Below are 25,825 nucleotides of genomic sequence, written 5' to 3'. Positions count from 1 at the left end.
TGCCTGTCGCATTTAGTGCGACAGCCTGCATATTTTTTCCATGCTGGATTTTAAGAGATAGTAAGCTGCGAAAATGTCCTTATTTTCCTTCTCTCCGCGTACTCGCTTTATTGCGGCATTTAGTGTGCTGCAAGTCATCTTGCTCGCCGTTTTAGTTTTCAATACCCAGCGAATTTGGTCTGAAATGGTGCAGCAAGAAAATGAGCAGCATGTTCAGTCGCTTTCTCGGCTTTTAAAATCATCGTTTATTCCTTCCATGGTCGCAGGTAATCGGGTTAAAGCCGCTGATTTATTGGATAGCCTGCAAGCAGCAGATGGCATTGAATATTTGGTCTTAATCGATGCTAATCAACGCGTGATTGCCGCCCGCGGTTGGGATGTTTCCAAACCCATGCCGGTGATTGAATCGGGGATGAGCATCGCGCCAATCTCAGGGCGTTTGATTCATGCTCGGCTGGGCTTAGACTCGGGCGGTGAGGCTTTAGGTGAGATCCGTTTTGGTGTGTTGACCGACGTTTTGAGCTCGGGTTTTGAGCGTTTACTTTGGCAAAGCGGATTGATTTTATTGCTAGGCTTTTTATTGCTAGCGAGTCTCCTCACTTATGCTGCAGTGTGGATTTCAAAGCATTTGGAGCGCATGATTCAGGCGACAGAAGCCTCCGCGACAGGTTTTTTTGAGCCAATCACGGTACCTGCGGGTGCAGACCAAATTGCAAAAATATCGCAACGTTTTAATGATATGGCTTTGTCGATTAAAGCGCATGTGCAGGCACTCACTCAAAGTGAAACAAAGTATCAAGCGATTGCCGATGCATCGACTAGTGTTGAGTTATTGCTAAGCCCAGAGGGGAAATTACTCTGGGTTAACGCAGCTGTTACGCGCTTGACGGCGTATTCAGTCAATGAATGCATGTTATTGCCCGATTTTCCGTTAACCATCGCAACGCCCGAAGAGCGTTTGCGCGTCGAAGAGACGCTGCATGCAGCGATTGAGCAACAATCCACAGCGCAAGACTACGAATTTCGCGCGATGCGCCGCGATGGTTCTTTGTTTTGGGCTGCGGCGAGTTGGCAGCCGATGTTTGATGTGAACCACAGCTATCAGGGTTTAAGACTGAGTATTCGGGATAATTCCGAAATTAAAGACGAGCGTCTTGCCCTGCGAAAATCGGTGATTGAATTACGCCAAATTCAATCGCTGGGCAAAAGCTATTTGCAACATGCCGAGTCAGAGCGCGCGCGAATGTTGGCTTTGCTTGCTGCAATGCGTTTTGGTGTGCTTTTTGTTGATAATGAAAATCGGATTGTATTTTTTAACCCTGCATTTTGTGAAATGTGGGGCTTGTCATCCCAGCAAATCATGATAGGCCGCCCGATCGGGCAGGTTTTGCAATTGGCCGATAATCGCCCGGCGATGGGTGATGTTTTATCGTATTACTTGGAAGAGCTCGCCTCACTCGAAGAGCGGGTCGATTTTGGCGAAGTTACCCTCAATGACAGTCGAGTGGTGTTGCAAAGTTGCTACCGTGTGACCGACCCGCAAGGTGAAACCAATGGCCGCATGTGGGTGTATGAAGACGTAACCCAGCAGCGTTTAATTGCCGAGCGGATGGTGAGTTTGGCCGAGCGCGATGCGCTGACCGGCTTATTTAATCGACATCGCTTTCAGCAAGAGCTGCATCGCATGGTATCAGAGGCTGATCGTCGGCAAACGACGATGGCTTTGGTGTTTTTTGACCTCGATGAATTCAAGCTGGTGAATGATAGTTTTGGCCATACCGTAGGCGATGAGTTACTGAAAAGTATCGCCCGCGAAGTGGGTAAGCAGGTGCGTTTGCATGAAGTCTTTGCCCGTTTAGGGGGGGATGAGTTTGCGGTGCTGTTGCCAGAATGTGATGAATTTGAAGTGAGTAAGCTAGCCGATCGTATCGTGCAAACTGTGCTGCAAATGCAGTTTGTCGCCGGCAACCACCCGATGCGGCCATCGACCTCGGTTGGTGTAGCGATGTATCCACTGCATGCCAGTTCTCCCGATCAATTGGTCGCACATGCTGATACGGCGATGTATCAAGCGAAGGCCGCTGGTAAAGGCACTTGGCGGATTTATCGTCCAGAGTCTGACCATACGCGCAGTGAATTAAGCCGCCTTTCGTGGAAAGAGCGAATTATCGATGCGCTGGAACACGATGGGTTTGAGCTGCATTACCAGGGCATTTATCACACCGAAGATAAAAGTCTCGCGCATTTAGAGGCGCTAGTGCGGATGAAAGATGCTGATAGTCCGGGTGGCATTATTATGCCAGGACAGTTTATTCCGCATGCGGAAAAAACTGGCAAGATCGTCGATCTCGATCGCTGGGTGATTCGAGAAGTTATTCAGTTGTTGGCGCAATATCCAGATTGTCCGTCGATTGCCGTGAATGTATCGGGACGCTCTTTTGATGAACCAGAGTTGCCTTTGTTTATTGCGGGCTTGTTGGCTCACTACAAGGTGAACCCAAAACGATTGTTGGTCGAGTTGACTGAGACCTCGGCGGTATCTGATTTATCTGATGCGCAACGCTTTATTGATGCCTTGCGCGATACCGGTTGCGTGGTGTGTTTGGATGACTTTGGCGTGGGCTTTGCTTCGTTTGCCTACTTGAAGCAATTGAAAGCCGACGTGCTAAAAATTGATGGGCTGTTTATTCGTGATTTACCCAACGATAGGGATAGCCAGATCTTTGTGCGCGGCATGGTGAGTATTGCGCATGATATGGGCAAAACCACGATCGCCGAATTTGTTGAAAGCGAAACGATTTTTAATATGCTGCTTGAGTTTGGTGTCGATCAAGTACAAGGTTACTGGTTAGACAAACCGCAAAAGAATCATCCAGGTTTGAGGTAGGTATTGCTCGCTATGCATTAATTAATAATGTTTAGCAAGCAATACATCATTGAGCAATAACGGCCTTGATGTTCTTTTCGCCGGTGACGCGACTGATAACAGCTAAGGCATCCGCGCGATTGGCAAACGGCCCAAGACGCACTTTAAATAAATTAGCACTGTTTTGAATGCTGAGTTTATTCGCATCATTATCCAGCTCGCGCGCAAGGTGCACTTTAAAGTTTTCCGCATTGCTCTGCGATGAGAATGCACCTAATTGCACATAGATACTGCCATTGGTTTCCGCAATCGGAATAGGCCGCGGGTTTGCCGCGCTGACGATATTCTGAGCTGGGGTAGTCGGGCGCTGGCCTGCTGAGGTAACGAACTGGCCGGGTGCATCACTGGGTACGAGGCTCTCGACAATCACTTCCGCACTACCATTATTGGCATAGCCTAAACGGCAAGCCGCCAAGAACGAGAGATCCATGACGCGGCCTTTATGAAATGGACCACGGTCGTTGATGCGAACTACGACGCTACGGCCATTTTTAACATGGGTGACTCGTGCATAGCTTGGAATCGGCAATGTAGGATGTGCGGCGGTCATTTGAAACATATCGTAGGTTTCACCGATACTGGTTTTTTGACCGTGAAACTTGCGACCATACCAACTGGCAATGCCTTGTTCTTTGGCTTGCCCGATCTGATCTTGCGGCGTGAAGGATAATCCCAGCACGCTATACGGGCGGTTAGCCCATTTATGGAATGGCTCCCAACGAGGGATTGGCTCTAAGGCTTGATCCATATTGGCCGGGTAGTCCGCCATCGGGCCATCATCTTTATAAAATGCGCCGCTACCAGATTTTGCGTTGTAGATGCAGGTATACGCCGAAGGCGTACCAGCTGTAGTATTCACTGGCGCTGGCGTCGGTACGGGAGCGGCGATGGGTTTGCTTGGCGGCTTTTTCTCGGGCGTGCTGCTACAGGCAGCGAGTAGCAAGCCAGAAAAAATCAGTGCATGTGAGCGATTCAGTTGCATCGTTAACCTTTCATTAATGGGCGATCACGCTGGATGCTCATTAAAATCCCAAACCCAGCCAAAATAGAAACCATCGATGTGCCACCATAGGAAATCAGCGGCAAAGGCACGCCGACCACCGGTAACATCCCCGTGACCATGCCCATATTGACGAGGGCATAGGTAAAGAAGTTCATGGAAATTGCCCCAGCGAGCAGGCGACCAAACAAGGTTGATGCATTATTGGCGATCATTAAGCCACGGAAAATCACCGCTAAATAAATAATCAGCAATACGATATTGCCGACCAAGCCAAATTCCTCGCCATATACGGCAAAGATAAAGTCGGTGGTTCGCTCAGGAATAAAGTCCAGATGGGTTTGCGTGCCAGCTAGCCAGCCTTTGCCAAGCAGACCGCCGGAACCAATCGCAATCGTGCCTTGGATAATGTGGTAACCCGCACCGAGTGGATCTTCCATCGGGTTGAGCATGGTCGCAATGCGGCGGCACTGGTATTCGTGCAAAATATTGATGCATAAATCCCAGTGGGTGACTGTGTACGCGCCAATTGCAATCGCAACCGCCATAACCGCGAGTATGCGCCACGATAAACCTGCAAAAAATAGAATATAAAATCCTGATGAAGCGACTAACAAACTCGTGCCAAGGTCGGGCTGCTTGAGAATAAGCGCCACGGGAACCAGAATGATTAACGTTGCAATCAGAAAGTGGCGCCAATTTAAGCTGTTTTGGTATTGATTAAAAAACCAAGCCACCATCAAGGGCAGGGCAATCCGCATGATTTCAGAGGGTTGGATGCGGGTAATGCCAATATTCAGCCAGCGGGTTGCACCGTGACTGGTAATCCCAAAAAATTCGACGGCAATTAGTAGAATGACACCACCCACATAAGCAGGCAGCGCCAACTGCATTAAGGTCCGCTGTTGAATATTGGCAACAAACCAAAGTACTCCTAGCGAAATCCCCATGAACACCACTTTATCGGTGACACGATCAAGATCACGATTTGAGGCGGAATAGAGCAGACCTGCTGAAAGCGCAAAGATAACTAAAATAAAGCAAAACAGCGCCGGGTCGATTGGGCGTTTAATACGCTCCCAGAGATAACTAATCACGAACTACATCCCCTGCTGGTGCGATGGCCGAAGCCCCCGATGCTGTTTTATCAATTGGATCGGCCGGCATTTTCCCTAGTAGGTAAAAATCCAATACTTTGCGGGCAATTGGGGCTGCTGCTTGTGCACCAAAACCACCGTTTTCAACAATAACGGCTAAAGCAATCGTCGGTTTATCGGAGGGCGCAAAAGCAATAAACCACGAGTGATCTCGTAAACGCTCTTTAATTGCGTTGGCATTATATTTCGCCCCTTTCAAGCTATACACTTGCGCCGTACCGGTTTTGCCAGCCGAGACATATTCAGCGCCTCGAAACACGTTTGCGCCGGTGCCGATGGTCATTACGCCTTCCATACCGCGGATAATCCGTTCGATATTTTCTGGTTTCCAATCCATGGTCTTGTTCGGCTTAGGCTCAACTAAAGTCATTTTTCCTGTACTAGGGTCGGTGAGTGTGGCCACAGCATGGGGTTTGAAGGCCACCCCACGATTGGCCAAAGTCGCTGTGGCATGCGCCATTTGCATGGGTGTGAACGAGTTATAACCTTGGCCAATCCCGATCGACACTGTTTCGCCAGAAAACCATTTTTTTTGCGCTGGATTTTTGAAGCGCTGCTTTTTCCATTCTGGGCTCGGTAAAATGCCAGGCCGCTCGCCAGGTAAATCAACGCCGGTCTTATTACCAAAGTCCATTGTCGACATAAATCCAGCAATCTTGTCGATGCCCATTTGCACCGCCAGTTGGTAAAAGTATGTGTCGCTGGATAGTGCGATCGAGCGGTCAAAGCTCATCGAGCCATAGCCGCCTTTTTTTGAATCATTAAAGCGATGACCGCCATACATGAAATATCCGGGGTCCGAAATGGTTTGGTTCACGATGGGTAATTTGTATTCAAGTGCACCCAAAGCAATAAAGGGCTTATAGGTTGAGCCCGGAGGATACTCACCGCGAATGGCGCGATTCAGCAAGGGCTTATCGATTGAGGTGTTGAGTTCATTCCAGCTAACTGGATCAATCCCATCGACGAATAAGTTGGGGTCAAACCCGGGCTTGGAGACCAAGGCCAAAATGCCGCCGGTTCGCGGATCGATGGCCACCAGTGCGCCACGGCGATTGCCAAATTGCTTTTCAACCATCTCTTGTAGACGGATATCAATGGACAAGGTTAGGTCTTGCCCTGATTTGGGCGGTGTACGACTCAGCGTGCGAACGGCACGGCCACCCGAATCAATCTCGACTTTCTCAAAACCTGTTTTACCGTGTAATTGTTCTTCGTAGCTGCTTTCAATGCCGAGTTTACCAATGTAGTCGGTGCCACGATAATTGGCATAGATCCCTTTTTCTTCTAAATCTTTAATATCTCTATCGTTGATGCGGCCAATATAGCCAGTCAAATGACTGCCTACCTCACCCATTGGGTAATGGCGAAAGAGTCGTGCTTTGAGTTCGACACCCGGAAAAAGATAGCTTTGCGATGCAAAGCGGGCGACTTCTTCGTCGCTTAAGCGGGTGCGTATCGGCAGGGTCTCAAAGTCTTTGGTTTCGTCTTGCAGCTTTTTAAAGCGGCGGCGATCTTTCTGCGTGATATCCACAACGCCCTTGAGTCGGGCGATTGTGTCTTCTAAATCGGCGACTTTGGATGGGGTTATTTCGAGGGTGTAAGCGGAAAAGTTATGCGCCAAAACCACGCCATTGCGGTCTCGGATAATGCCGCGGGATGGCGGAATCGGTACCAATGAAATGCGGTTTTGTTCGGCCAAGGTCAAGTAGCGATTGTGCTCAGCCACTTGTAGCCAAACAAAACGTCCTAATAAAACGCCAAACATGGTCAAAATAAATAAAACAGCGACAATCAGGCGAATCTGAAACGCAAAGCGTTCCCCTTTCTGATTGAGAACAACCTTTTTATTCATGATGCACTCCTGAGTTTTTGCGGCGCTGTGCGGCAAAAAGCGGGGTCAGCATCGAAGCCGAAAGAAAAGCAAAAGACATTACTGAATTGGCCAAAGATTAAGGTTGATCGTCGAACTCATAATTCATCAGGTACATTTTTACGTTGGTAGTGCAGCATCAAATTCGAAAACGGTGGCCATAAAACCGCCGCTAGAAAACTGCCCGCAAAATAGCCCCAGCCTACAAAGGGTTCACCCATCAAACTACGGATGAGCAGCATAATGGCTTGTGACAAAATCAGTAAAGCAAAGGCGACTAGCGCTTGTTGCCAGAAAGGGAAAATCGCCAACTGCCTTTGTCGCACCAAGGCCAAATAGGCAATGATCGAATAGGCAAGGGCGTGTTGGCCCAGCACATTACCATCGGCAACATCCATAGCGAGGCCCAAAAAGAATGCACAAGCTACCCCAACTCGACGTGGCTGATTCAGCCCCCAATAAATAATCAAAAAGGCAATAAAGTCGGGCGCGAAATTAATTGCGGTTGCTTGCCAAGGCAGTAAATTGATCAGCATTGCGACCAAAAATGAGGCAAAAATAAAACCAACGCCGGCGGGGCGCAGTAATTGACGACTAATTGGCATAGTGGGATCTCCTCTTGCGAGTGCGAAGCATCGACATTAGTGTTTTTTTGCTTTCGGCGCAGAAGCTTCGGCTGGGTAAGGAGGCGGTGCCGCAGGGGCATTTAAGATCAAGAAATAACGATGCTGATCGATTTGGGCTAATGGCTCGCTATAAATACGCGCAAACGCATTGCCTGTGGTGCGTTCAACCTTGGTTACTTTCGCCACGGGCAGTCCAGCAGGGTAAATGCTATCAATGCCCGAGGTTAACAATCGATCGCCAACTTTGATATCGACATTCGGGGCCATATTACGCACTTCAAGCGGCACATGGCGGCCTGAGCCATAAACCACGGTGCGCAATTGATTGCGCTCAACAATGACCGGCACCATGTGATTGCGATCAGAAAGCAGACGCACTTCACTGGTGAGGGGTTGCACTCGAACAATTTGCCCGACCACACCGCTGGCATCAAGCACGATTTGTCCGGCACTAATTTCATTTTGCTGGCCTTTATCGAGCACCAACTTAGCCGCAAATGGGTCGCGGCTATTGTATAAAATTTTAGTTAGCTGAGCTTGGCGAGGTGCGTTTTCGCTGGCGATTTTCAGATCACGTAAATGGGCGTTTTCAATCTCTAAGGCATTGAGGCGCATCGCCATGCCTTTGGCTGCTAACTTTTCGTTGTTTAAGCTTTTGTTTTCGCTGACCAGCTGCGCTTGTTGCTGCAGATAATCATTGCCTTCAATTAAGGCGTTGATGGGTGTAGTGGCCAGCCATTGCAAAGGGTAAAGCGCGAGCGACAGTTTGTCGCGTACCTGATTGAGGAGTTGATAATTGGCGTCGCCCACCATCAATCCTACCGAGAATGCGGAAAAAATTAAAACTCGCGTGAGCGGTTTAGGGCCTTGCTTAAAAAAGGCAGGTTGATTGGCTTGCATTTTGTGTGAGGCGTAAGGGGTTAGGTGTTGCTTCGGTTCTGCGAGCGTAGACGCGCGAGGCGTGATGCGACTGGTTTTTACCCCTCACACCTGACGCCTCACTCCTTACACGACATCAGTCATTCGCGAAAATGCCAATATTGCCTTTATCGAGTTTCTCAAGTGCCTTGCCGGTACCACGTACCACACACGTCAATGGATCTTCAGCCACGATCACCGGTAGGCCAGTTTCCTCCATCAACAAACGATCTAGGTCACGGAGTAATGCGCCGCCGCCAGTCAGTACCATGCCTTTTTCGGCAATGTCGGCACCCAATTCTGGAGGAGTTTGTTCTAGCGCTTGTTTTACCGCCGAAACGATTTGATTGAGTGGGTCAGTCAAGGCTTCCAAGATTTCGTTCGATGAAATCGTGAATGAACGTGGAATACCTTCGGCCAGATTGCGACCTTTCACTTCCATCTCGCGCACTTCGGCACCTGGGAAGGCCGAGCCGATGCGTTTTTTGATTTCTTCGGCCGTAGTTTCACCGATCAACATGCCGTAGTTGCGGCGGATGTAGTTGATGATCGACTCATCAAACTTGTCACCACCAACACGTACGCTCGAAGCATAAACAATACCGCCCAGTGAAATCACGCCGACTTCGGTCGTGCCGCCACCGATATCAACAACCATCGAGCCTGTTGCTTCTTCAACTGGCAAACCAGCGCCGATTGCGGCAGCCATTGGCTCTTCGATCAATTCCACTTTACGCGCGCCAGCGCCAAGGGCTGATTCGCGAATCGCACGGCGCTCTACTTGTGTTGAGCCACAAGGCACGCAGATAACAATGCGCGGAGGCGATGAAAACATACGGCTTGGGTTTACTTTTTTAATGAATAATTTGAGCATTTGCTCAGTAATCGTAAAGTCGGCAATCACGCCGTCTTTCATCGGGCGAACTGCATTGATATTGCCCGGTGTGCGACCCAGCATTTTTTTCGCTTCAGCGCCGACCGATAAAATTGTTTTCTTGCCCGAAGGTCCACCTTCTTGTTGAATTGCAACGACCGATGGCTCGTCCAGAACGATGCCCTTGCCTTGCATATAAATCAAGGTGTTAGCGGTGCCTAAGTCGATGGCGATGTCGTTGGCAAAGTAGCCAGAGAGAAGTCCAAACATTAAATTTCCCGCAATATATGAGGTGTGATGGCCGGCTGAATTTGGGTTCAGCCCACTAGTAAATGGGTTGAATGCACGTATTATGCTGCATCGCAGCGAAACTCGCAGTGCATTTGTTTTTTATCATTTTGCGTCCACTTTTTACGCCGCAATGCATGCTGGCAGCGGGTGGGAGAAACAAACCCGATATGATACCCTATTGTGCTGATGTTGAAGAAGGTTTAACGGAGTAAATACGACCATGTTGCAATCAATTTGCGATGTGCGGCGTAAATACTGCCGCGCTGTTGTTTAAGGTTTGTATCTACAGGAAAAACAGATGTCGCTCTCTACAGACGATGTACGGCGCATAGCGCGTCTGGCACGGATAGCCGTGACCGAAAATGAAGTGGCTGAGAGCCAAGTTCAGCTCAACCGCTTGTTTGATTTAATCGAAGAAATGCGCGCCATCGACACCACCGGCATCGCACCGATGCCGCATCCGCAAGACATGTTACTGCGCTTGCGTGACGATGTCGCGACAGCGAGCAATCGCCGCGAAGCCTTCCAAGCTGTCGCACCTGCGGTAGAAAACGGCCTGTATCTGGTTCCGAAAGTCATTGAATAAGGAATTAGGGTCGGGGAGTAGCGAGTTGGGAGTGGGGAGTAAAACCTGCTGCCTTGACTCCCTACCCCCTACTCCCTACTCACAAATATGAACTACACCATTAAACAAATCATCGACCAACTCGCTGCGGGTGAAACCACCGCCGTCGCGTTGGCAACGCAGTATCTCGATCGCATCGAAGCGCATGCCGATCTGAATGCCTTTATCACCGTGGATCGTGAAAAAGCGTTGGCGCAAGCCGCCGCTGCCGATGCCGCGCGTGCAGCGGGCGACACTCGCCCCTTGCTCGGCGTACCGTTCGCACATAAAGATATTTTTTGCGCCGAAGGTTGGAAAACCACCTGCGGTAGCAAAATGCTGGATAACTTTGTCGCACCGTATTCGAGCAATGTCGCAGAGCTTTGCGACGCCGCTGGTCTGGTGACGCTTGGTCGCACCAATATGGACGAGTTTGCAATGGGCTCGTCGAACGAAAATAGCTTTTACGGCGCAGTGAAAAATCCTTGGGATTTGAACGCAGTACCTGGTGGTTCATCAGGTGGTTCGGCTGCAGCCGTTGCCGCGCGTTTAGTGCCGATGGCGACCGGTACCGATACCGGAGGTTCAATTCGCCAGCCTGCGGCATTTTGCGGGATTACGGGGATTAAACCGACCTACGGTATCGTCAGCCGTTTCGGCATGATTGCTTACGCAAGTTCCTTGGATCAAGGCGGCGCAATGGCGCAAACCGCTGAAGATTGCGCGATTTTGCTCAATGTGATGGCGGGTTTTGACGAGCGCGATGCGACCAGCCTTGAACACGCCAAAGAAGACTATACCCGTGATTTGAATGCGCCGTTGGCCGGCGTCAAAATTGGCTTGCCACGCGAATATTTTGCTGAAGGTTTGGCCGATGACGTTCGTGCCGCAATTGAAACCGCCATTGCTGAATACAAACAGCTCGGCGCCACGATTGTGGATGTGAGCTTGCCAAACACCAAAATGGCGATTCCATCGTATTACGTGATTGCACCGGCCGAAGCCTCAACCAACTTGAGCCGTTTTGACGGCGTACGTTACGGCCACCGTGCTGCGGATTATGCTGGCCTGAATGACATGTACGAAAAAACGCGTGCGGAAGGTTTTGGTAATGAAGTGAAGCGTCGTATTCTGACTGGCGCGTATGTACTGAGCCACGGTTACTATGACGCGTACTACCTGCAAGCACAAAAAATCCGCCGCATTATTTCAGATGATTTCCAAGCTGCGTTCAAAGAATGCGACGTGTTGTTTAGCCCCGTGTCACCAAGCACCGCATGGAATTTGGGCGAGAAGAACGCCGATCCAGTCGCGATGTATTTGGAAGACATTTACACGCTCGGCGTGAACTTGGCAGGCTTGCCAGCGATGAGCGTTCCAGTCGGCTTCGGCAGCAACGGTCGCCCAGTGGGCATGCAAATTATCGGCAACTATTTGTCTGAGAGCCGTATGCTCGGCATCGCGCATCAGTTCCAACAAGTGACCGATTGGCACACTAAAGCGCCGCAAATCTAAGGAGATTGGCATGGCATTGACGCAAAGTGACTGGATTTCTCCGGAGCAATATTTAGCCGGAGAAGAATTGTCTGAAGAGCGGCATGAGTATTTTGATGGTTTGGCCTATGCGATGACCGGTGGAACGGTATCGCATAATACCTTGGCCATTAATTTACTCGTTCACCTTAAGCCACATCTGAAAGCGTCGCCATGCCGAGCATTCATCAATGATATGCGTTTGAATGTCGCGGCTGCAAATTGCTATTTTTATCCTGATGTTGTGATTTCTTGCGAAGAAGTCGAGGCGAAAACGACTACTTTGAATTCAGCCCGTGTGGTGGTCGAAGTGTTGTCGCCCTCTACGGGTAACTACGATCTAGGTAAGAAATTCGACATTTATCGCCAGCTCGATTCATTGCAAGAATATGTATTGATTGATTCAGAATCAAAGAATGTTCGCGTGTATCGCCGTGCAGAGCATGGTGATTGGGTATTTCATGCCTATACCCGTGACGAAACTTTGCGCCTAGCCAGTATTGATTTTTCTGTGTCGTTGACGGAACTGTACGACGACACGGGCATTGAGGAATAAACCATGAAATGGGAAGTCGTAATCGGGCTAGAGGTTCACACTCAGCTCACCACAAAATCGAAAATTTTCTCACCAGCCAGCACGGCTTTTGGCGCTGCGCCGAATACGCAAACGGCGGTGGTCGATATCGCCTTGCCGGGCGCTTTGCCGGTGATGAACCGCGCCGCCGTTGAGCGCGCGATTCAGTTTGGCCTCGCCATCGGCGCGAATGTCAAACGCCGCTCGGTGTTTGATCGCAAAAACTACTTTTACCCTGATTTGCCAAAAGGCTACCAAATTAGCCAGATGGATTTGCCTGTGGTTGAAGGCGGCGTCATCACGATTCAAGTCGGCGATGAAGAGCGCAAAATCAACCTCACTCGCGCGCATTTAGAAGAAGATGCCGGCAAATCGCTGCACGAAGACTACCAAGGCATGACCGGTATCGACTTAAATCGCGCCGGTACGCCGCTGCTCGAAATCGTGTCTGAGCCAGAAATGCGCTCATCAGCCGAAGCGGTGGCTTACGCCAAAGCGCTGTACGAGTTGGTGACGTGGATCGGCATTTGCGACGGCAATATGTCTGAAGGCTCATTCCGCGTGGACGCCAACGTGTCGGTGCGCCCGGCTGGCCAAGTTGAGCTGGGCACTCGCCGCGAAATCAAGAATTTGAACTCGTTCAAATTCTTGCAGCAAGCGATTGATTACGAAATCCGCTGGCAAATCGAAACCATCGAAGACGGCGGCCGCGTCGTGCAAGGCACGGTGCTGTTCGATCCGGACAAGGGCGAAACGCGCATGATGCGCAGCAAAGAAGACGCGCACGATTACCGCTACTTCCCTGATCCAGATTTGCCGCCGCTGGTGATTTCAGAAGAATGGATTGAACGCGTACGCAGCGAATTGCCAGAATTGCCCGTCGCAATGCAAGCGCGCTTTATCGAGCAGTACGGTATCTCCGCCTACGACTCGCGGATGTTGACCACCAGCAAGATACTGGCCGCTTACTTTGAAGCGACCGTTGCTGCGGGTGCGGATGCCAAGCTTGCGGCGAACTGGATCATGGGCGACATCTCCGCCACGCTCAACCGCGAAGAGAAAACGATCGCCGATTGTCCTGTGTCTGCAGAAGCGCTCGGCGCGCTGATCGGTCGCATTGCCGACAACACGATCAACAACAAAACCGCGAAAGACGTGTTGAAGAAAATGTGGGAATCGGGCGATTCAGCCGATGTGATTATCGAGCGCGATGGTCTGAAGCAAGAGTCGGACACTGGCGCGATTGAAGCGATTGTCGATACGGTGCTGGCGGCGAATCCAAAAGCGATTGAAGAATATCGCAGCGGTAAAGAGAAAGCGCTCAATGCCTTGGTTGGGCAAGTGATGAAAGGCTCAGGCGGCAAGGCCAATCCAGCGATGGCGTTGGAGTTGTTGAAGAAGAAGGTGGGGTAATTATTTCCTAAATAATAAAGCGGCCGATTGGCCGCTTTATTATTTGAGTTAAATATTGGTGGTTAAATGAATTTAGAATCGTATTTAGATTACGCGAATCGAAGTATTTGTCAGGCCACAATGATTTATGATCTTGCACGGTCTGCTGAGAAATTAGTTGATCCAAAAGCATTCTCAGATGATATAGCTCTATTATCCGAAGCCCCTTGCCTTGAATCGTATGTTGGTACACCCTCTTTACCAAAAGAGCACCCATTTCTACTCAAAATCAGCATTGAGTCACAGGCTGCTATTAACATCTCGTATACAGGTTGTGTTGAACAAGCGCCAAGATCAGAATTCGGACGCATACCCTTACCGCTACCAGAAATTCAGGGTTCTAGGGTTATTCCATATGTAGCAAAAATGGTGATTATTGAGCAGTTTGAGCTGATGAAGAAATATATTGGTCTGTTGTCAGCTCCTATAAATAAAAAACAATTAGATAAATATAAATCACATATTTCTACTGATTTATTTGAAGTTCATTGTGAAATTCTCGAAAGAAGAAATGCTTTGACGCACGAATTAAATGCTAGTCCGGCAAGCATGAAGGAAGCTGTCGAGTTTTTTAATTCTTGTTTGTGGATTTCTAAGTGCTATTTCGAGTTAGGAGAGTCTAATTTAAGGCAAGTCGCTTTATCATTGAAATAGCCCTGTAGGGCGGGTCGCGACCCGCGCTGATTGTGATGTCGGAATCGGATTGGCGGGTTACGCCTTCGGCTAACCGCGCCCTACGCTGCGATACAAAAAACCGCCCGATTGATTCCGGCGGTTTTGTTTTATGCGGCTGCGCCGCGTGAGTTTTGGGGCGCGGGCTGCGCGCGGCAGGTTCATTTCTTTTGCTTCTCCAAAAGAAACGAACCAAAGAAAAGGAGCCCCGGGCGCGCCCAGCTCCGCTGTGCCCTCGCGTGGCGTGAGCCAAACGATGAATCCGTTTGTCTCACTTCGTGCTTCGGTGCGCTTAGACGGGATGGAAAAACCATGTATCCACCATTGGCGTGCTTGGTTTCTGGCTGGTTATTGGGCCATCTGGGCTGGATTTATATATGTCGTCATACCGGCGACGCGCTGCGTACCTAAAGGCAAAGCCGGTATCCAGAGCATTGTTTCAGATTGCATTGCAGCGGGATTCCGGCCTTCGCCGGAATGACGAGTCTATTTATTTTAAGCTTGATGTATTTGACTGTAGCCATTGATTAACAATGTATAGAAGGCAATACATCTGCTTGTCTTCAAGCATCGTTGAGCTGCGTGAGATCCCTTGTATCAAGCCGAGCGAGGAACAAGCGGGGCGGGGTTTTTGGGGTCAATGTTTGAGGCCGTAGGCCGAGTTTTGACCACAACCGCCTCGATTGTCCGCAGCGAGGTGTGGCGAAGCTTGGCAACTTGTTGCCTTAGCGCAGCCCATGGCCTTAGGCCAGTACGGGCGTAGCCCGCGCAGATACAGGGTTGCCTTTCTTTGGCCTACTTTTCTTTGGCAAAGCAAAGAAAAGTAGGTGCCGCGCGGCATTAGCGCGACTTCCGTTGTTGCGGCGCTGCATCCGGCCTGCTCATCGCCTATAGTATTTCATACCAATTCCCACGACCGTCTGTAGTAATATCCCGCCATCTCAAATTGGAGCCCACTATGCCCGATCGTTCCTACGTGGAAAAAGCCGCCGATAGCGGCTTGAATAAATTGAAATTATTGCAAAACGACCCGCGCCGCTACGCGCTGCGCTCGATTTTGGCGGGGATGTATTTGACGATTACGCTCTTTGCCTACTGGATGATGGTGCACAATCTGCACGATATTCCGTTTGGCAAAGTGATTACGTCGCTGTTTTTTGGCGTTGGCCTCATCATTATCGTGTTTACCAATGCCGAGTTGTTCACCAGTAATACGATGTATTTGAGTGTGTCTTCGGTTGAGGGCAAGACCAATTGGAAAGAAACGCTGTTTTTATGGACGGTGTGTTTTTTGGGCAATTTAATGGGGGCGCTGATCGTAGCGGGTTTGCTCTATGGCGCGGGGATGATTCAGGCATTACCTGTCGATCATGCGCTCTATACGGGCGCGGCGCATAAAGTGCACCAAGCGGGCAGCGAGATTTTCTTTAAAGGTATTTTGGCAAACTGGGTGGTGTGTCTGGCGGTGCGTTTGGCTTTGCGCTGCAAAGAAGACGTAGCCAAAATCATGGTGATGATGTTGGTGATTTCGATTTTCGTCTACAGCGGTTATGAGCATTCAATTGCTAATTTGGGGACTTTTTCGATTTCTCTGTTAGGTAATGGCAGCATTACTTATAGCGAGGCTTTGCATAACTTGCTGTTTAGCACTTTGGGCAATATCGTCGGCGGCGTGGTGTTTTTGGGCTTGCCGTTTGCGTATCTCAATCCAACCGAATCTCAAGACGCCAGTCTTAAGAAGTAGCCTGTCGTTATCGAGCGAAGCAGGCTGACATTTTTTGTCGGTCTGCGGAACTGATTGCAATGGGATCAGTCAGACTTTGCTTATAAAACACCGTAGTACTTTATTCATTAAAAGGGGAATTGAAATGGGTTTGTTTGATATGTTCAAGAGCGATACCAGCACGACAATGAGTCCGCATTTCGCTTTTGCGACGGGCTTGCTGTATATGATGTCGGCCGATGGAGAGATGGATAATGAAGAAGTCGGCCATTTGTTGTCGGTATTGGGTGGCCAAAAATCAAGCAGTGGCGCTATCGGTGTTGGCGCGCAGAATAAGCAATTGCTCGACCGTGCTTTGACTTACCGTCAAAAAAATTCGATCGATACGTTCTTGGCTGAAGCAACGCCTGTGCTGACTGATGCGCAAAAAATGTGCATTTTGATGAATCTGCTCGATTCAGCTTTCTCGGACGGCGAAGCTGAGCCAGAAGAACAAGCCTTGTTTGCCAAGATTCAAGCGGCGTTTGGCATTAGCGATGAGCGTTTCAAACCTTTCTTTGAAGTGTTGATGGTGAAAAACGACCGTTCAGTGTTTGTGAACAAAGATCACCCAAGTAATCAACCCGGTTACACCGTGAAATTGGGCTAATTCCCGCCAAGATCGTTTCAAGTCAAAACCGCCCTCGTGGCGGTTTTGTTGTTTTGGACTGGGCGAAAGGCGCTTGCCGATTGTCGCTAGTATGGCAAATTGGGTGCGGAGCTACTAGGCTGAAAGCGTCTACTTTCGTGCTGGAGAATCTCATGTCAGAACCGCAAATCGCGCAAAAAGCGCCGTATGTTGTCGAGGTCGTGGCGGGTGAAACCTACTATTGGTGCGCCTGTGGTCATAGCAAAACGCAGCCATTTTGCGATGGCACGCATCGGCATACGCATATGCTGCCGATTAAGTTTGTCGCCGAAGAGAGTGAGACGGTCTATTTATGCGGCTGTAAACATAGCGAAGAAAAGCCTTTCTGTGATGGCTCGCATGCTCACTTATAAACTACCAAGATGTATTGGCGTGTAGGCTCTGATTTGTATTGCTTATAGGTTAATACATCTGGTTTATTCGAGTTGAGCCAAACTTTTCACCATGTGCAGATAGGTCTCAGCATGCGCTTGGCCGTGGCGAGATTCACGTAGCGCTAAGCTCCATTGTGCAATTGCAGCTTTAAGTTGCGCGGGTGAATTGGCGGCCTTGATTTTGTCTTGCATATTCGCAGCCATTAGGCCTAAAAAGCGTGTAGAACTTTCCTGCATGATTTGCTTTATTTCTGCGTAGGGCAAGCTGGGCTGGGTGCTGAGTTCGGGGCTGGCAGTGCTTGGGCTAATCGGCTGCACAATCAAATTGCCACCACTCACCCCAATTGGTTCGTTATCAATTTTGGGGGAGTCTTGCATCAATTTGACATAGCCATCCATGATCAAATCGTACAAGGCTTGACCAAACTGCAGATGGCTAAATTGATTAATCAGCTCGCGCGCCGTGTGGCGACCATCGACGAGCACCAAGACTTGTCGCATATGCAAAGACAGCGTGCGCTTTTGCTGGAGCAAGACGGCAAGGCCTTTTTCGGTTTTACAATAGAGCGAGTCCGGCAGGATGTAAATGGCATTCATCATCAAATCCTTATATACAAAAACATAAACCCAACATAGCTCTGCTTTCTGTTCGTGCAAGAAATTAATTTGCGCCACTGATAAACGGCAGGTGCTTGTTTTTGTTACATATTTGTTGCTGAAGTGGCAGCTAGGATTGATGAGGTTTGCTGCTTGGCAACGCATAAATGCGTGGTGAAGTGGTATTGAAGCTGTGTATTTTTATCTGAGCAATGAGCGGTACTGCGCCGCATGGGTTTGAGAAGTCGCACTCGCTGAGTCGATCCAGTTTGAATGAGCAGAATGAATCTCTTAGTCCTCAGCAGTCCAATCGCGCCATTCTCGCAGCAGCGCTGCTTGGCCGTGCTGGATGCCTGCTTCGTCGATCAAATTCCACACCGTTGCATTTTCAATCCAAAAGCGTCGCCCCGATTTGGCAATTCGTAGGCCACGATAACCTGTGCTAAAACCACGCTGATTCACTGAGGCGAGTAGCTGGGCGCGCTCTTCGCGGTTGGGGGCTTCGGCTGAGAGGCGCGAAGGCAGGCCGATGAGCTCAGCATGGCTGTATTCAAAGCAGTTTTGTGCGGTTTGATTGGCGTAAATAAAGCAGGGGTCGCTGGCGGTGTTGTGCGCCAAAATCGCAAAGGGTGCATCGTGCTGCAGCCAGTTGGTCGCTTCTTCGGCAGAAAGGTTCGTCGGCACCAGTGATTCACCGAGTAGGCGTTGATAACTGCTGAGAATAAGTTGGGGCAGTTCAGAAAGATTCATGTTTAGATCACACACCAAAGACCGCGCTACTGTAGCTGAAATGCGGGTGGTCGTGCTAGTGGTGAGTGAAGGCGTAGCTGCTTGCTGATGGGGCGCTGCATGTGAAATCGCCACCTCCAAAATTGAATGAAGGTGGCGATGGGTTTACTGCTCAGGCTTAAATCAAAGGCGTTATTTCAAATCAAAACGATCCAGATTCATCACCTTGTTCCACGCGGCAACGAAATCAGTGACGAATTTTTGCTGTGCGTCGCTTGCGGCATAGACTTCGGCGATCGCGCGCAATTGCGAGTTCGAACCAAAGATCAGATCCACGACGGTGGCGCTTGATTTCACTGCGCCCGTTTTACGATCACGACCTTCGAGTACGCCTTCGCTGCTTGAGCGTTGCCATTGCGTGTTCATATCCAGTAGTTGCACGAAGAAATCATTGTTTAATGTTTCTGGCGTGGCTGAAAAATTGCCGTGCTGACCCGGATTGAGTACGCGCAGTCCACCAATCAGTACCGTCATTTCTGGCGCCGTGAGCGTGAGCAATTGCGCTTTATCGATCAGTAATTCACTGGTCACTGACTCAAATCCCGCTTTCACATAGTTGCGGAAACCATCGGCCTGCGGCTCAAGTACTTCAAATGATGCAACATCGGTTTGTTCTTGCGTTGCATCCATTCGACCCGCCGCAAACGGCACTTGTACCGTGACGCCGGCTTTAAGAGCGGCCGCTTCTACTGCTGCATTGCCACCCAAAACAATTAAGTCAGCCAGCGAAACTTCTTTGCCACCTGACTGCGCTTGATTAAACGCGTGCTGAACTGCGCTGAGTTTTTCAAGCGCGCTTGCTAGTTGGGCAGGGCGATTAACAGCCCAATCTTTTTGCGGAGCAAGGCGAATCCGCGCACCATTAGCGCCTCCGCGTTTATCGCTGCCACGGAAAGTAGCTGCGGATGCCCAGGCTGTTTCAACCAGTTGGCTGATAGACAGACCACATGATAGTAGCTGGGCTTTGAGCGCAGCAATGTCTTGCTCATTGATTAACGGATGATCGACTGCAGGGATCGGGTCTTGCCAGATCAGCGTTTCGCTTGGCACGAGTGCGCCCAAATAGCGGCTGCGTGGGCCTAAATCTCGATGCGTGAGCTTAAACCAAGCGCGGCTAAATGCATCGGCAAATTCGATTGGATTTTGGTGGAAGCGGCGCGAAATTTTCTCGTAGGCTGGATCCATACGCAGCGACATATCGGCGGTGGTCATCATTGGTGGATGTTTTTTTGCCGGATCGTGCGCATCCGGAATCATATGTTCTGGTTTTACGTCTTTAGCTACCCATTGGTGCGCGCCAGCAGGGCTCTTGGTGAGTTCCCATTCGTAGCCAAACAGCATGTCGAAATAACCATTATCCCAAGTCGTAGGGTTGGGTTTCCACGCACCTTCAATACCGCTAGTGGTGGTGTGAACGCCTTTACCGCTGCCGAGCTGATTGATCCAGCCTAAGCCTTGCGCTTCGATGGGAGCGGCTTCGGGTTCTGGGCCAACGAGCGCAGGGTCGCCCGCGCCGTGGGCTTTACCAAAGGTATGGCCGCCCGCCACCAGAGCGACGGTTTCTTCATCATTCATCGCCATGCGGGCAAATGTTTCGCGGACATCGCGGCCTGATGCAACGGGATCAGGGTTGCCATCTGGGCCTTCTGGATTTACGTAGATCAAGCCCATTTGCACTGCGGCGAGTGGGTTTTCCAATTGGCGCTCGCCAGAGTAGCGGCTACCCGGTTTATCGCTGGTCGCTAGCCATGATTTTTCCATGCCCCAGTAAATATCTTCTTGTGGCTCCCAAATATCAACGCGACCACCCGCAAAGCCAAAGGTTTTAAAGCCCATTGATTCAAGTGCTACATTGCCTGCAAGGATCATTAAATCGGCCCAAGAAATTTTGCGACCGTATTTTTGTTTGATTGGCCACAATAGGCGGCGTGCTTTATCCAAATTGCCATTGTCGGGCCAGCTATTGAGCGGGGCAAAGCGTTGATTGCCGGAGCCAGCGCCGCCGCGACCGTCGCTAATGCGATAAGTGCCGGCCGAATGCCAAGCCATCCGAATCATCAAGCCGCCGTAATGCCCCCAATCTGCCGGCCACCAGTCTTGCGAGTCAGTCATCAGCGTTTTGAGGTCGCTGGTGAGTGCATCCAGATCCAGCGATTTAAATTCGCTGGCGTAGTCAAATGCTTCACCCATTGGATCCGATTTGCTGGAGTGCTGGTGCAAAATGCCGAGTTTGAGCTGATTCGGCCACCAATCGGCATTCGATGGGGCTGCTGCGATGGCGTTATTGCCGTTGGCTTTGGCAAATGGGCACTTAGATTCATTGGACATGAGTTACTCCTTGGATGGGCTGAAATTAGATGGCTGTATTACTCTAGGACGTTGTGCTTCAATTTTCTAATTGGATTTTGTAATCGGCTTAATAGTTCTAATTCTCATTGTGTGATTAGTTCATTGCGTTGGCTGCATTTTTAGATCACAGCGCGGAGTTTGGCTTTGTGCTTGATTTGATCAGGCGTAGCATATTGGTTTCTGACGCGGGAGGGCGCTGTATGCAATTGGTGATCGGCAATAAAAACTATTCGTCTTGGTCATTACGGCCTTGGTTGGGCTTGAAAGTCGCGGGCATTGAGTTTGATGAGCAGCTGCATAATTTGTATGCCGCCAATGCGCGGGAAGAACGCTTGCAATGGTCGCCAAGCGGCAAGGTGCCCGTGCTGCTTGATGGCGACGTGACGATTTGGGAAACACTCGCCATTGCTGAATACATCGCCGAGCGCTTTCCTTTGGCGCAATTGTGGCCACAAGATCCGATTGCGCGCGCTTTGGCGCGAACCGTTTGCGCTGAAATGCACGCGGGCTTTGCTGCGTTGCGCACCGCTTGCCCGATGGACGTGCGCAGTCGCCATGCATTTGAGATGACACCTGAAGTGGCTGCTGATGTCGCGCGTGTTGTCGCTTTGTGGGCCGATTGCCGCGAGCGTTTTGGGATTGATTCGAATGAAGGCGAGTTTTTGTTTGGGCATTTCACTTGGGCCGACGCTTTCTTTGCGCCAGTGGTGACGCGCTTGGTGACCTACGGGATTGAAGTGCCAGCTGCAGCACAAGTTTATATGCAAACCGTATTGGCATTACCTGCAATGCAAGAATGGCTGGCCGCGGGTGAGCTTGAGGTAGGGGCTGCGCCGTAAGTTAAGCGGTGGCGAGGGCTGCAGCGGCGCTTGTTACAATAAATAATGCGAAAACAGCACCTGTGGGTGCTGTTTTTTGTTGCTCATTTTTTAGGCAGGGGGTAGAATTCGCGCCTTCCCCTTTCCGACATTTTTGCCATGCACATTGGCCCGTATCAGTTAAAAAATAATCTGATCGTTGCGCCTATGGCGGGCGTGACTGACCGTCCTTTTCGCCAACTTTGTAAAAAATTTGGCGCAGGGCACGCGGTGTCGGAAATGATGAGCAGTGATGCAACCTTGCGAGCAAGCCAAAAATCGCTATTGCGGGCCAATTTTGATGGTGAGCTGGCGCCGATTTCGGCACAAATTGCCGGACATGATCCAAAAATGCTGGCAGAAGCCGCGCGCTTCCAAGTTGCCAACGGCGCGCAGATTGTCGACATCAATATGGGTTGCCCGGTCAAAAAAGTCTGCAATAAGCTGGCGGGTTCCGCGCTGTTGCAAGATGAAAAACTGGTTGGTGAAATTTTAGACGCGGTCGTGAACGCGGTCGATGTTCCTGTCACACTAAAAACGCGTCTCGGCTTTGCTAACGGCGCAGAAAATATTATTCGCGTGGCGCAGCGGGCAGAAGCTGCTGGGATTGCCGCTTTGGCGATTCATGGCCGCACGCGTGAAGACATGTACAACGGCAATGCGCGCTATGCCTTGATCCGCGAAGTAAAACAGAATTTATCGATTCCAGTGATCGCCAATGGCGACATTGATAGCCCGGAAAAAGCCGCGCTGGTGCTGCGCGAAACGGGGGCTGATGCGATTATGATTGGCCGCGCTGCGCAAGGGCGACCGTGGATTTTTCGTGAAATTGCACATTTTTTAGCCACGGGTGAGCATTTACCGCCGCCGGAAGTGCTGGAAATTCGCGATGTATTGCAGGGGCATTTGGATGAGTTGTATGCGTTTTACGGCGAGTATTCGGGTTGCCGCATCGCGCGTAAGCATATCGCTTGGTATACCAAAGGGTTGCACAACAGTAATGAGTTTCGGCAGTCGATGTATGCCGAGGAAAGCACCGCAGGTCAAGCTCTAGCGGTCGATACCTATTTAAAAAGTTTGCTTGCGTATGGCGAGCGACTGCAATACCGCAACGAGACTGATGCATCGATTTGATGCGTGATCTCGTGACGACACAAAAATAAATTAACACCGAAAAATCGGGAGAAATATGTCTGAACAATCAGATTTGATTGCCGCAGCGATTACTGCATCGCTGGCGCAATATTTTAGTGATTTAGATGGCGAACCGCCGAGTGCTTTGTACGAGATGGTGCTCGCTCGGATGGAAAAACCGCTACTGATCGATGTACTCAAACGAGTCGATGGTAATCAGTCGCGCGCCTCTGAAATGCTAGGGATCAACCGCAATACCCTAAGAAAAAAACTGCAGGCTTATGATTTGTTGTGATGCTTTGTCATCAAAAACGGGCGATTTTCCCGATACTAATTTTCATAAATTGAATGGATTGAGGTCTTCACATGAGTAAAGTAACTCGCGCGCTGATTAGCGTTTCAGATAAAACCGGCGTATTGGAATTTGCCAAAGCGTTGCACCAGCAGGGCGTTGAAATTCTATCAACGGGCGGCACGGCAAAATTGTTTGCTGACCATGGTTTGCCTGTGATTGAAGTGGCGGATTACACCGGCTTTCCAGAAATGCTTGATGGCCGAGTGAAAACTTTGCATCCAAAAATTCACGGCGGTATTTTAGGTCGTCGTGATTTGGATGCGCACGTGGCAACGATGGGTGAGCACGGCATTGGCAATATTGATTTGGTGTGCGTGAACTTGTATCCGTTTGAAGCAACGATTGCTAAACCTGATTGCAGCTACGAAGATGCGATCGAAAACATCGACATCGGTGGCCCAGCCATGGTGCGCTCAGCAGCGAAAAACCATGCGCACGTGGCGATTGTGACTGATGCATCTGATTACAATTTGTTGATCGAAGAAATGCAAGCCAACGGCGGCGCATTGACATTGGCAACGCGTAAAAACTTGGCAAAAAAAGCCTTTAGCCATACGGCAGCCTACGACGGCGCGATTTCGAATTACCTGACGGCATTGACGAGCGACGGCGAAAAAGCCGCTTACCCAACGCGCTTGAACTTGCAATTCGAAAAAGTACAAGACATGCGTTACGGCGAGAACCCACATCAATCAGCAGCGTTCTACCGTGATTTGGATCCAGCAGCGGGCAGTTTGGCGAACTACAAGCAATTGCAAGGCAAGGAGTTGTCTTATAACAACATCGCCGATTCAGATGCTGCTTGGGAATGCGTGAAGCAATTTGCTGAGCCTGCTTGCGTGATTGTAAAACACGCTAATCCATGTGGCGTTGCCGTGGGTAAAGACACCTACAACGCCTACCGCTTGGCGTTGGCGACTGATACTACCAGTGCATTTGGTGGCATTATCGCGTTCAACAAAATCGTGGATGCCGATACTGTTGAAGCGGTTGCAACGCAATTCCTGGAAGTATTGATCGCGCCAGCGTATACGGCCGAAGCTTTGGCTTTGATCTCTAAAAAACAAAACGTACGTGTACTAGAAATCGCCATTGAAAGCGGTGAAAACCGTTTTGACATCAAACGCGTTGGCGGTGGTTTGTTGGTGCAAACACCGGACGTGCATGCTTTGATGTTGGCCGATTTGAAAGTAGTGACTAAGTTGCAACCAACTGCTGAGCAATTGAAAGACCTATTGTTTGCGTGGAATGTGGCCAAATTCGTGAAATCGAACGCGATTGTTTTCTGCAAAGGCGGCCAAACTTTGGGTGTGGGCGCAGGCCAAATGAGCCGTGTTGATTCGACTAAGATTGCAGCGATTAAAGCGCGTAATGCTGGTTTGGAATTGCGTGGTTCAGTCGCAGCGTCGGATGCGTTCTTCCCGTTCCGTGATGGCGTGGATGTGATTGCGGAAAACGGCGTGGCAGCGATTATTCAGCCGGGTGGCAGCTTGCGTGATGAAGAAGTGATTGCAGCGGCAGATGAGCATGGTATTGCGATGGTGATGACCGGCATTCGCCACTTCCGTCATTAAAATCGACATCGGGCATCGGCGGCGGCTTTGTCGCTGCGTGGCTTGTGTCCTTTGAGTACACGTCGCCACTGGCTTCGCGCCGTCACCGCGCCCGCTGCCGATTTTGTTGTAATTAGCATATTGATTGAAGCCCGATTCGTCGGGCTTCATATTTCAGAGCGTGTCAGTTTTTTCGATTTGTCACCAGATTCAGGTGGGTGATGTAGTAAAATGGCTCAGCTTTTAGCGCATCCATTGGTAGTATTGAGTGTATATCAATGGAGGGCTTTCAAAATATAATCTACATTGATATACCTTATTGGAATGAATGTATGTTTAAGAAAATCTGGGCTTTTGCAATGTTGTGCGCGGTACTCTCATTGCCAGCCAAAGCCGTGGATTGTGATACTTGGATTTGGGGTTTTGATACGGCCTGTTCACGTATCTCAGGTACGTGGAATGAAGGAAACGCGGGTCTTTATCTTACTGGTTATGCTTGGCACAATCGCTCGACGTATGATGCTGATAAGATTGATGAATATAATGAGTTTGCCTACGGTGGTGGTTTGGGTTATCACCGGGCAACAGGCAATAAAAATGAAGAAATGATTTATGCCCTTGCATTTGCTGATTCTCACGAAGAGCCGCAAGTGCATGTTGGCTATGCCTATATGTGGTACTGGGATGTGATTGGTCCTTTGAGGGCTGGTGCGGGTTGGACTGGCGGGATTTTTTTGCGCAACGCTGATTTTAATTACGTGCCCATGCCTTTTGTATTGCCTATGGTTGGCGTGAAATACGATAAAGTCAATTTCTATGCGACCTACATTCCTGGCGGAAAAAACAACGGGAATGTACTGTTTGTCTTTAGCCGATTTGACTATTAATTAGATTGAAATTGGGAAG

24 protein-coding genes are annotated in these 25,825 nt (G+C 49.8%); 14 read left to right on the top strand and 10 right to left on the bottom strand.

All coding sequences use genetic code 11. The features are described 5' to 3' along the window. The first annotated feature begins 73 nt into the window (after positions 1-73). A complete protein-coding gene (locus tag K4H28_RS12785) occupies positions 74-2,887 on the top strand; it encodes an EAL domain-containing protein (RefSeq protein WP_221005539.1) in 2,814 nt (937 codons plus the stop codon). 46 nt (positions 2,888-2,933) lie between these two features. Here the strand turns inward: K4H28_RS12785 and K4H28_RS12780 are convergent, their stop codons facing one another. From K4H28_RS12780 to K4H28_RS12755, 6 genes are all read right to left on the bottom strand, one after another. Next, positions 2,934-3,908: a septal ring lytic transglycosylase RlpA family protein gene (locus tag K4H28_RS12780; protein ID WP_221005538.1), complete on the bottom strand. Its 975-nt coding sequence runs from the start codon at positions 3,906-3,908 to the stop codon at positions 2,934-2,936. A 2-nt stretch (positions 3,909-3,910) separates the two neighbouring features. Continuing rightward, a complete protein-coding gene (gene rodA / locus K4H28_RS12775) occupies positions 3,911-5,023 on the bottom strand; it encodes a rod shape-determining protein RodA (RefSeq protein WP_221005537.1) in 1,113 nt (370 codons plus the stop codon). Continuing rightward, positions 5,016-6,938, bottom strand: a complete 1,923-nt coding sequence (mrdA, locus tag K4H28_RS12770; RefSeq protein WP_221005536.1) for a penicillin-binding protein 2 — start codon at positions 6,936-6,938, stop codon at positions 5,016-5,018. Before mrdA ends, rodA begins: the two co-directional genes overlap by 8 nt. Positions 6,939-7,054: 116 nt before the next feature. Beyond that, positions 7,055-7,561: a rod shape-determining protein MreD gene (gene mreD, locus K4H28_RS12765; RefSeq protein ID WP_221005535.1), complete on the bottom strand. Its 507-nt coding sequence runs from the start codon at positions 7,559-7,561 to the stop codon at positions 7,055-7,057. Between the two features lie 36 nt (positions 7,562-7,597). Continuing rightward, entirely contained in the window at positions 7,598-8,482 is an 885-nt protein-coding gene (mreC, locus tag K4H28_RS12760) for a rod shape-determining protein MreC (RefSeq protein WP_221005534.1), read from the bottom strand. Between the two features lie 115 nt (positions 8,483-8,597). Next, positions 8,598-9,644: a rod shape-determining protein gene (locus K4H28_RS12755; protein WP_221005533.1), complete on the bottom strand. Its 1,047-nt coding sequence runs from the start codon at positions 9,642-9,644 to the stop codon at positions 8,598-8,600. 319 nt (positions 9,645-9,963) lie between these two features. Here K4H28_RS12755 and gatC point away from each other — a divergent pair, with 319 nt between their 5' ends. The 8 genes from gatC to K4H28_RS12715 all read left to right on the top strand — a co-directional run bounded on the left by gatC (position 9,964) and on the right by K4H28_RS12715 (position 17,264). Continuing rightward, the gene (gene gatC, locus K4H28_RS12750) at positions 9,964-10,251 is read left to right on the top strand and encodes an Asp-tRNA(Asn)/Glu-tRNA(Gln) amidotransferase subunit GatC (protein WP_221005532.1); all 288 of its coding nucleotides are present in this window, start codon (positions 9,964-9,966) and stop codon (positions 10,249-10,251) included. Between the two features lie 87 nt (positions 10,252-10,338). After that, complete coding sequence (gene gatA, locus K4H28_RS12745; protein ID WP_221005531.1) at positions 10,339-11,784, top strand: Asp-tRNA(Asn)/Glu-tRNA(Gln) amidotransferase subunit GatA; 1,446 nt, start codon at positions 10,339-10,341, stop codon at positions 11,782-11,784. 10 nt (positions 11,785-11,794) lie between these two features. Beyond that, complete coding sequence (locus tag K4H28_RS12740; RefSeq protein WP_221005530.1) at positions 11,795-12,358, top strand: Uma2 family endonuclease; 564 nt, start codon at positions 11,795-11,797, stop codon at positions 12,356-12,358. Between the two features lie 3 nt (positions 12,359-12,361). Next, positions 12,362-13,789, top strand: coding sequence for an Asp-tRNA(Asn)/Glu-tRNA(Gln) amidotransferase subunit GatB (gene gatB / locus K4H28_RS12735; protein ID WP_221005529.1), 1,428 nt, complete (start codon positions 12,362-12,364; stop codon positions 13,787-13,789). A gap of 66 nt (positions 13,790-13,855) precedes the next feature. Continuing rightward, entirely contained in the window at positions 13,856-14,482 is a 627-nt protein-coding gene (locus K4H28_RS12730; RefSeq protein WP_221005528.1) for a hypothetical protein, read from the top strand. A gap of 976 nt (positions 14,483-15,458) precedes the next feature. Next, positions 15,459-16,244 carry a formate/nitrite transporter family protein gene (locus K4H28_RS12725; RefSeq protein WP_221005527.1) on the top strand — a complete coding sequence of 262 codons (786 nt, stop codon included), beginning with the start codon at positions 15,459-15,461 and terminating at the stop codon, positions 16,242-16,244. 124 nt (positions 16,245-16,368) lie between these two features. Beyond that, the gene (locus tag K4H28_RS12720; protein WP_221005526.1) at positions 16,369-16,872 is read left to right on the top strand and encodes a tellurite resistance TerB family protein; all 504 of its coding nucleotides are present in this window, start codon (positions 16,369-16,371) and stop codon (positions 16,870-16,872) included. Between the two features lie 152 nt (positions 16,873-17,024). Then, the gene (locus K4H28_RS12715) at positions 17,025-17,264 is read left to right on the top strand and encodes a CDGSH iron-sulfur domain-containing protein (protein WP_221005525.1); all 240 of its coding nucleotides are present in this window, start codon (positions 17,025-17,027) and stop codon (positions 17,262-17,264) included. A 63-nt stretch (positions 17,265-17,327) separates the two neighbouring features. Here K4H28_RS12715 and K4H28_RS12710 read toward each other — a convergent pair whose 3' ends face one another. From K4H28_RS12710 to katG, 3 genes are all read right to left on the bottom strand, one after another. Beyond that, positions 17,328-17,885 (bottom strand): hypothetical protein, encoded by a 558-nt coding sequence (locus K4H28_RS12710; RefSeq protein WP_221005524.1) that lies wholly within the window; start codon positions 17,883-17,885, stop codon positions 17,328-17,330. A 288-nt stretch (positions 17,886-18,173) separates the two neighbouring features. Further along, positions 18,174-18,632 (bottom strand): MEKHLA domain-containing protein, encoded by a 459-nt coding sequence (locus K4H28_RS12705; protein WP_221005523.1) that lies wholly within the window; start codon positions 18,630-18,632, stop codon positions 18,174-18,176. Positions 18,633-18,803: 171 nt separating this feature from the next. After that, a complete protein-coding gene (gene katG / locus K4H28_RS12700; protein WP_221005522.1) occupies positions 18,804-20,999 on the bottom strand; it encodes a catalase/peroxidase HPI in 2,196 nt (731 codons plus the stop codon). A gap of 221 nt (positions 21,000-21,220) precedes the next feature. On the opposite strand from katG, the gene K4H28_RS12695 reads away from it, so the two are divergent. The 4 genes from K4H28_RS12695 to purH all read left to right on the top strand — a co-directional run bounded on the left by K4H28_RS12695 (position 21,221) and on the right by purH (position 24,940). Continuing rightward, the gene (locus tag K4H28_RS12695; protein WP_221005521.1) at positions 21,221-21,859 is read left to right on the top strand and encodes a glutathione S-transferase family protein; all 639 of its coding nucleotides are present in this window, start codon (positions 21,221-21,223) and stop codon (positions 21,857-21,859) included. Between the two features lie 138 nt (positions 21,860-21,997). Continuing rightward, positions 21,998-23,011, top strand: a complete 1,014-nt coding sequence (gene dusB, locus K4H28_RS12690) for a tRNA dihydrouridine synthase DusB (protein ID WP_221005520.1) — start codon at positions 21,998-22,000, stop codon at positions 23,009-23,011. A 55-nt stretch (positions 23,012-23,066) separates the two neighbouring features. Further along, positions 23,067-23,306 (top strand): helix-turn-helix domain-containing protein, encoded by a 240-nt coding sequence (locus K4H28_RS12685; RefSeq protein ID WP_203571125.1) that lies wholly within the window; start codon positions 23,067-23,069, stop codon positions 23,304-23,306. A gap of 71 nt (positions 23,307-23,377) precedes the next feature. Beyond that, entirely contained in the window at positions 23,378-24,940 is a 1,563-nt protein-coding gene (gene purH / locus K4H28_RS12680) for a bifunctional phosphoribosylaminoimidazolecarboxamide formyltransferase/IMP cyclohydrolase (protein ID WP_221005519.1), read from the top strand. Here purH and K4H28_RS16775 read toward each other — a convergent pair. Continuing rightward, positions 24,937-25,059 carry a hypothetical protein gene (locus K4H28_RS16775; protein WP_255573526.1) on the bottom strand — a complete coding sequence of 41 codons (123 nt, stop codon included), beginning with the start codon at positions 25,057-25,059 and terminating at the stop codon, positions 24,937-24,939. The two genes, purH and K4H28_RS16775, sit on opposite strands and share 4 nt — an antisense overlap. 192 nt (positions 25,060-25,251) lie before the next feature. Between K4H28_RS16775 and pagP the strand changes: the two genes are divergently transcribed. Continuing rightward, positions 25,252-25,806, top strand: coding sequence for a lipid IV(A) palmitoyltransferase PagP (pagP, locus tag K4H28_RS12675; RefSeq protein ID WP_221005518.1), 555 nt, complete (start codon positions 25,252-25,254; stop codon positions 25,804-25,806). The last annotated feature ends 19 nt before the right edge of the window (positions 25,807-25,825 follow it).

This window comes from Deefgea tanakiae (genome assembly GCF_019665765.1).
Classification (GTDB): Bacteria; Pseudomonadota; Gammaproteobacteria; order Burkholderiales; family Chitinibacteraceae; genus Deefgea; species Deefgea tanakiae.
The sequence above is the reverse complement of the archived record's forward strand: the minus strand, read 5'-3'. Positions and strand labels throughout refer to the sequence as shown.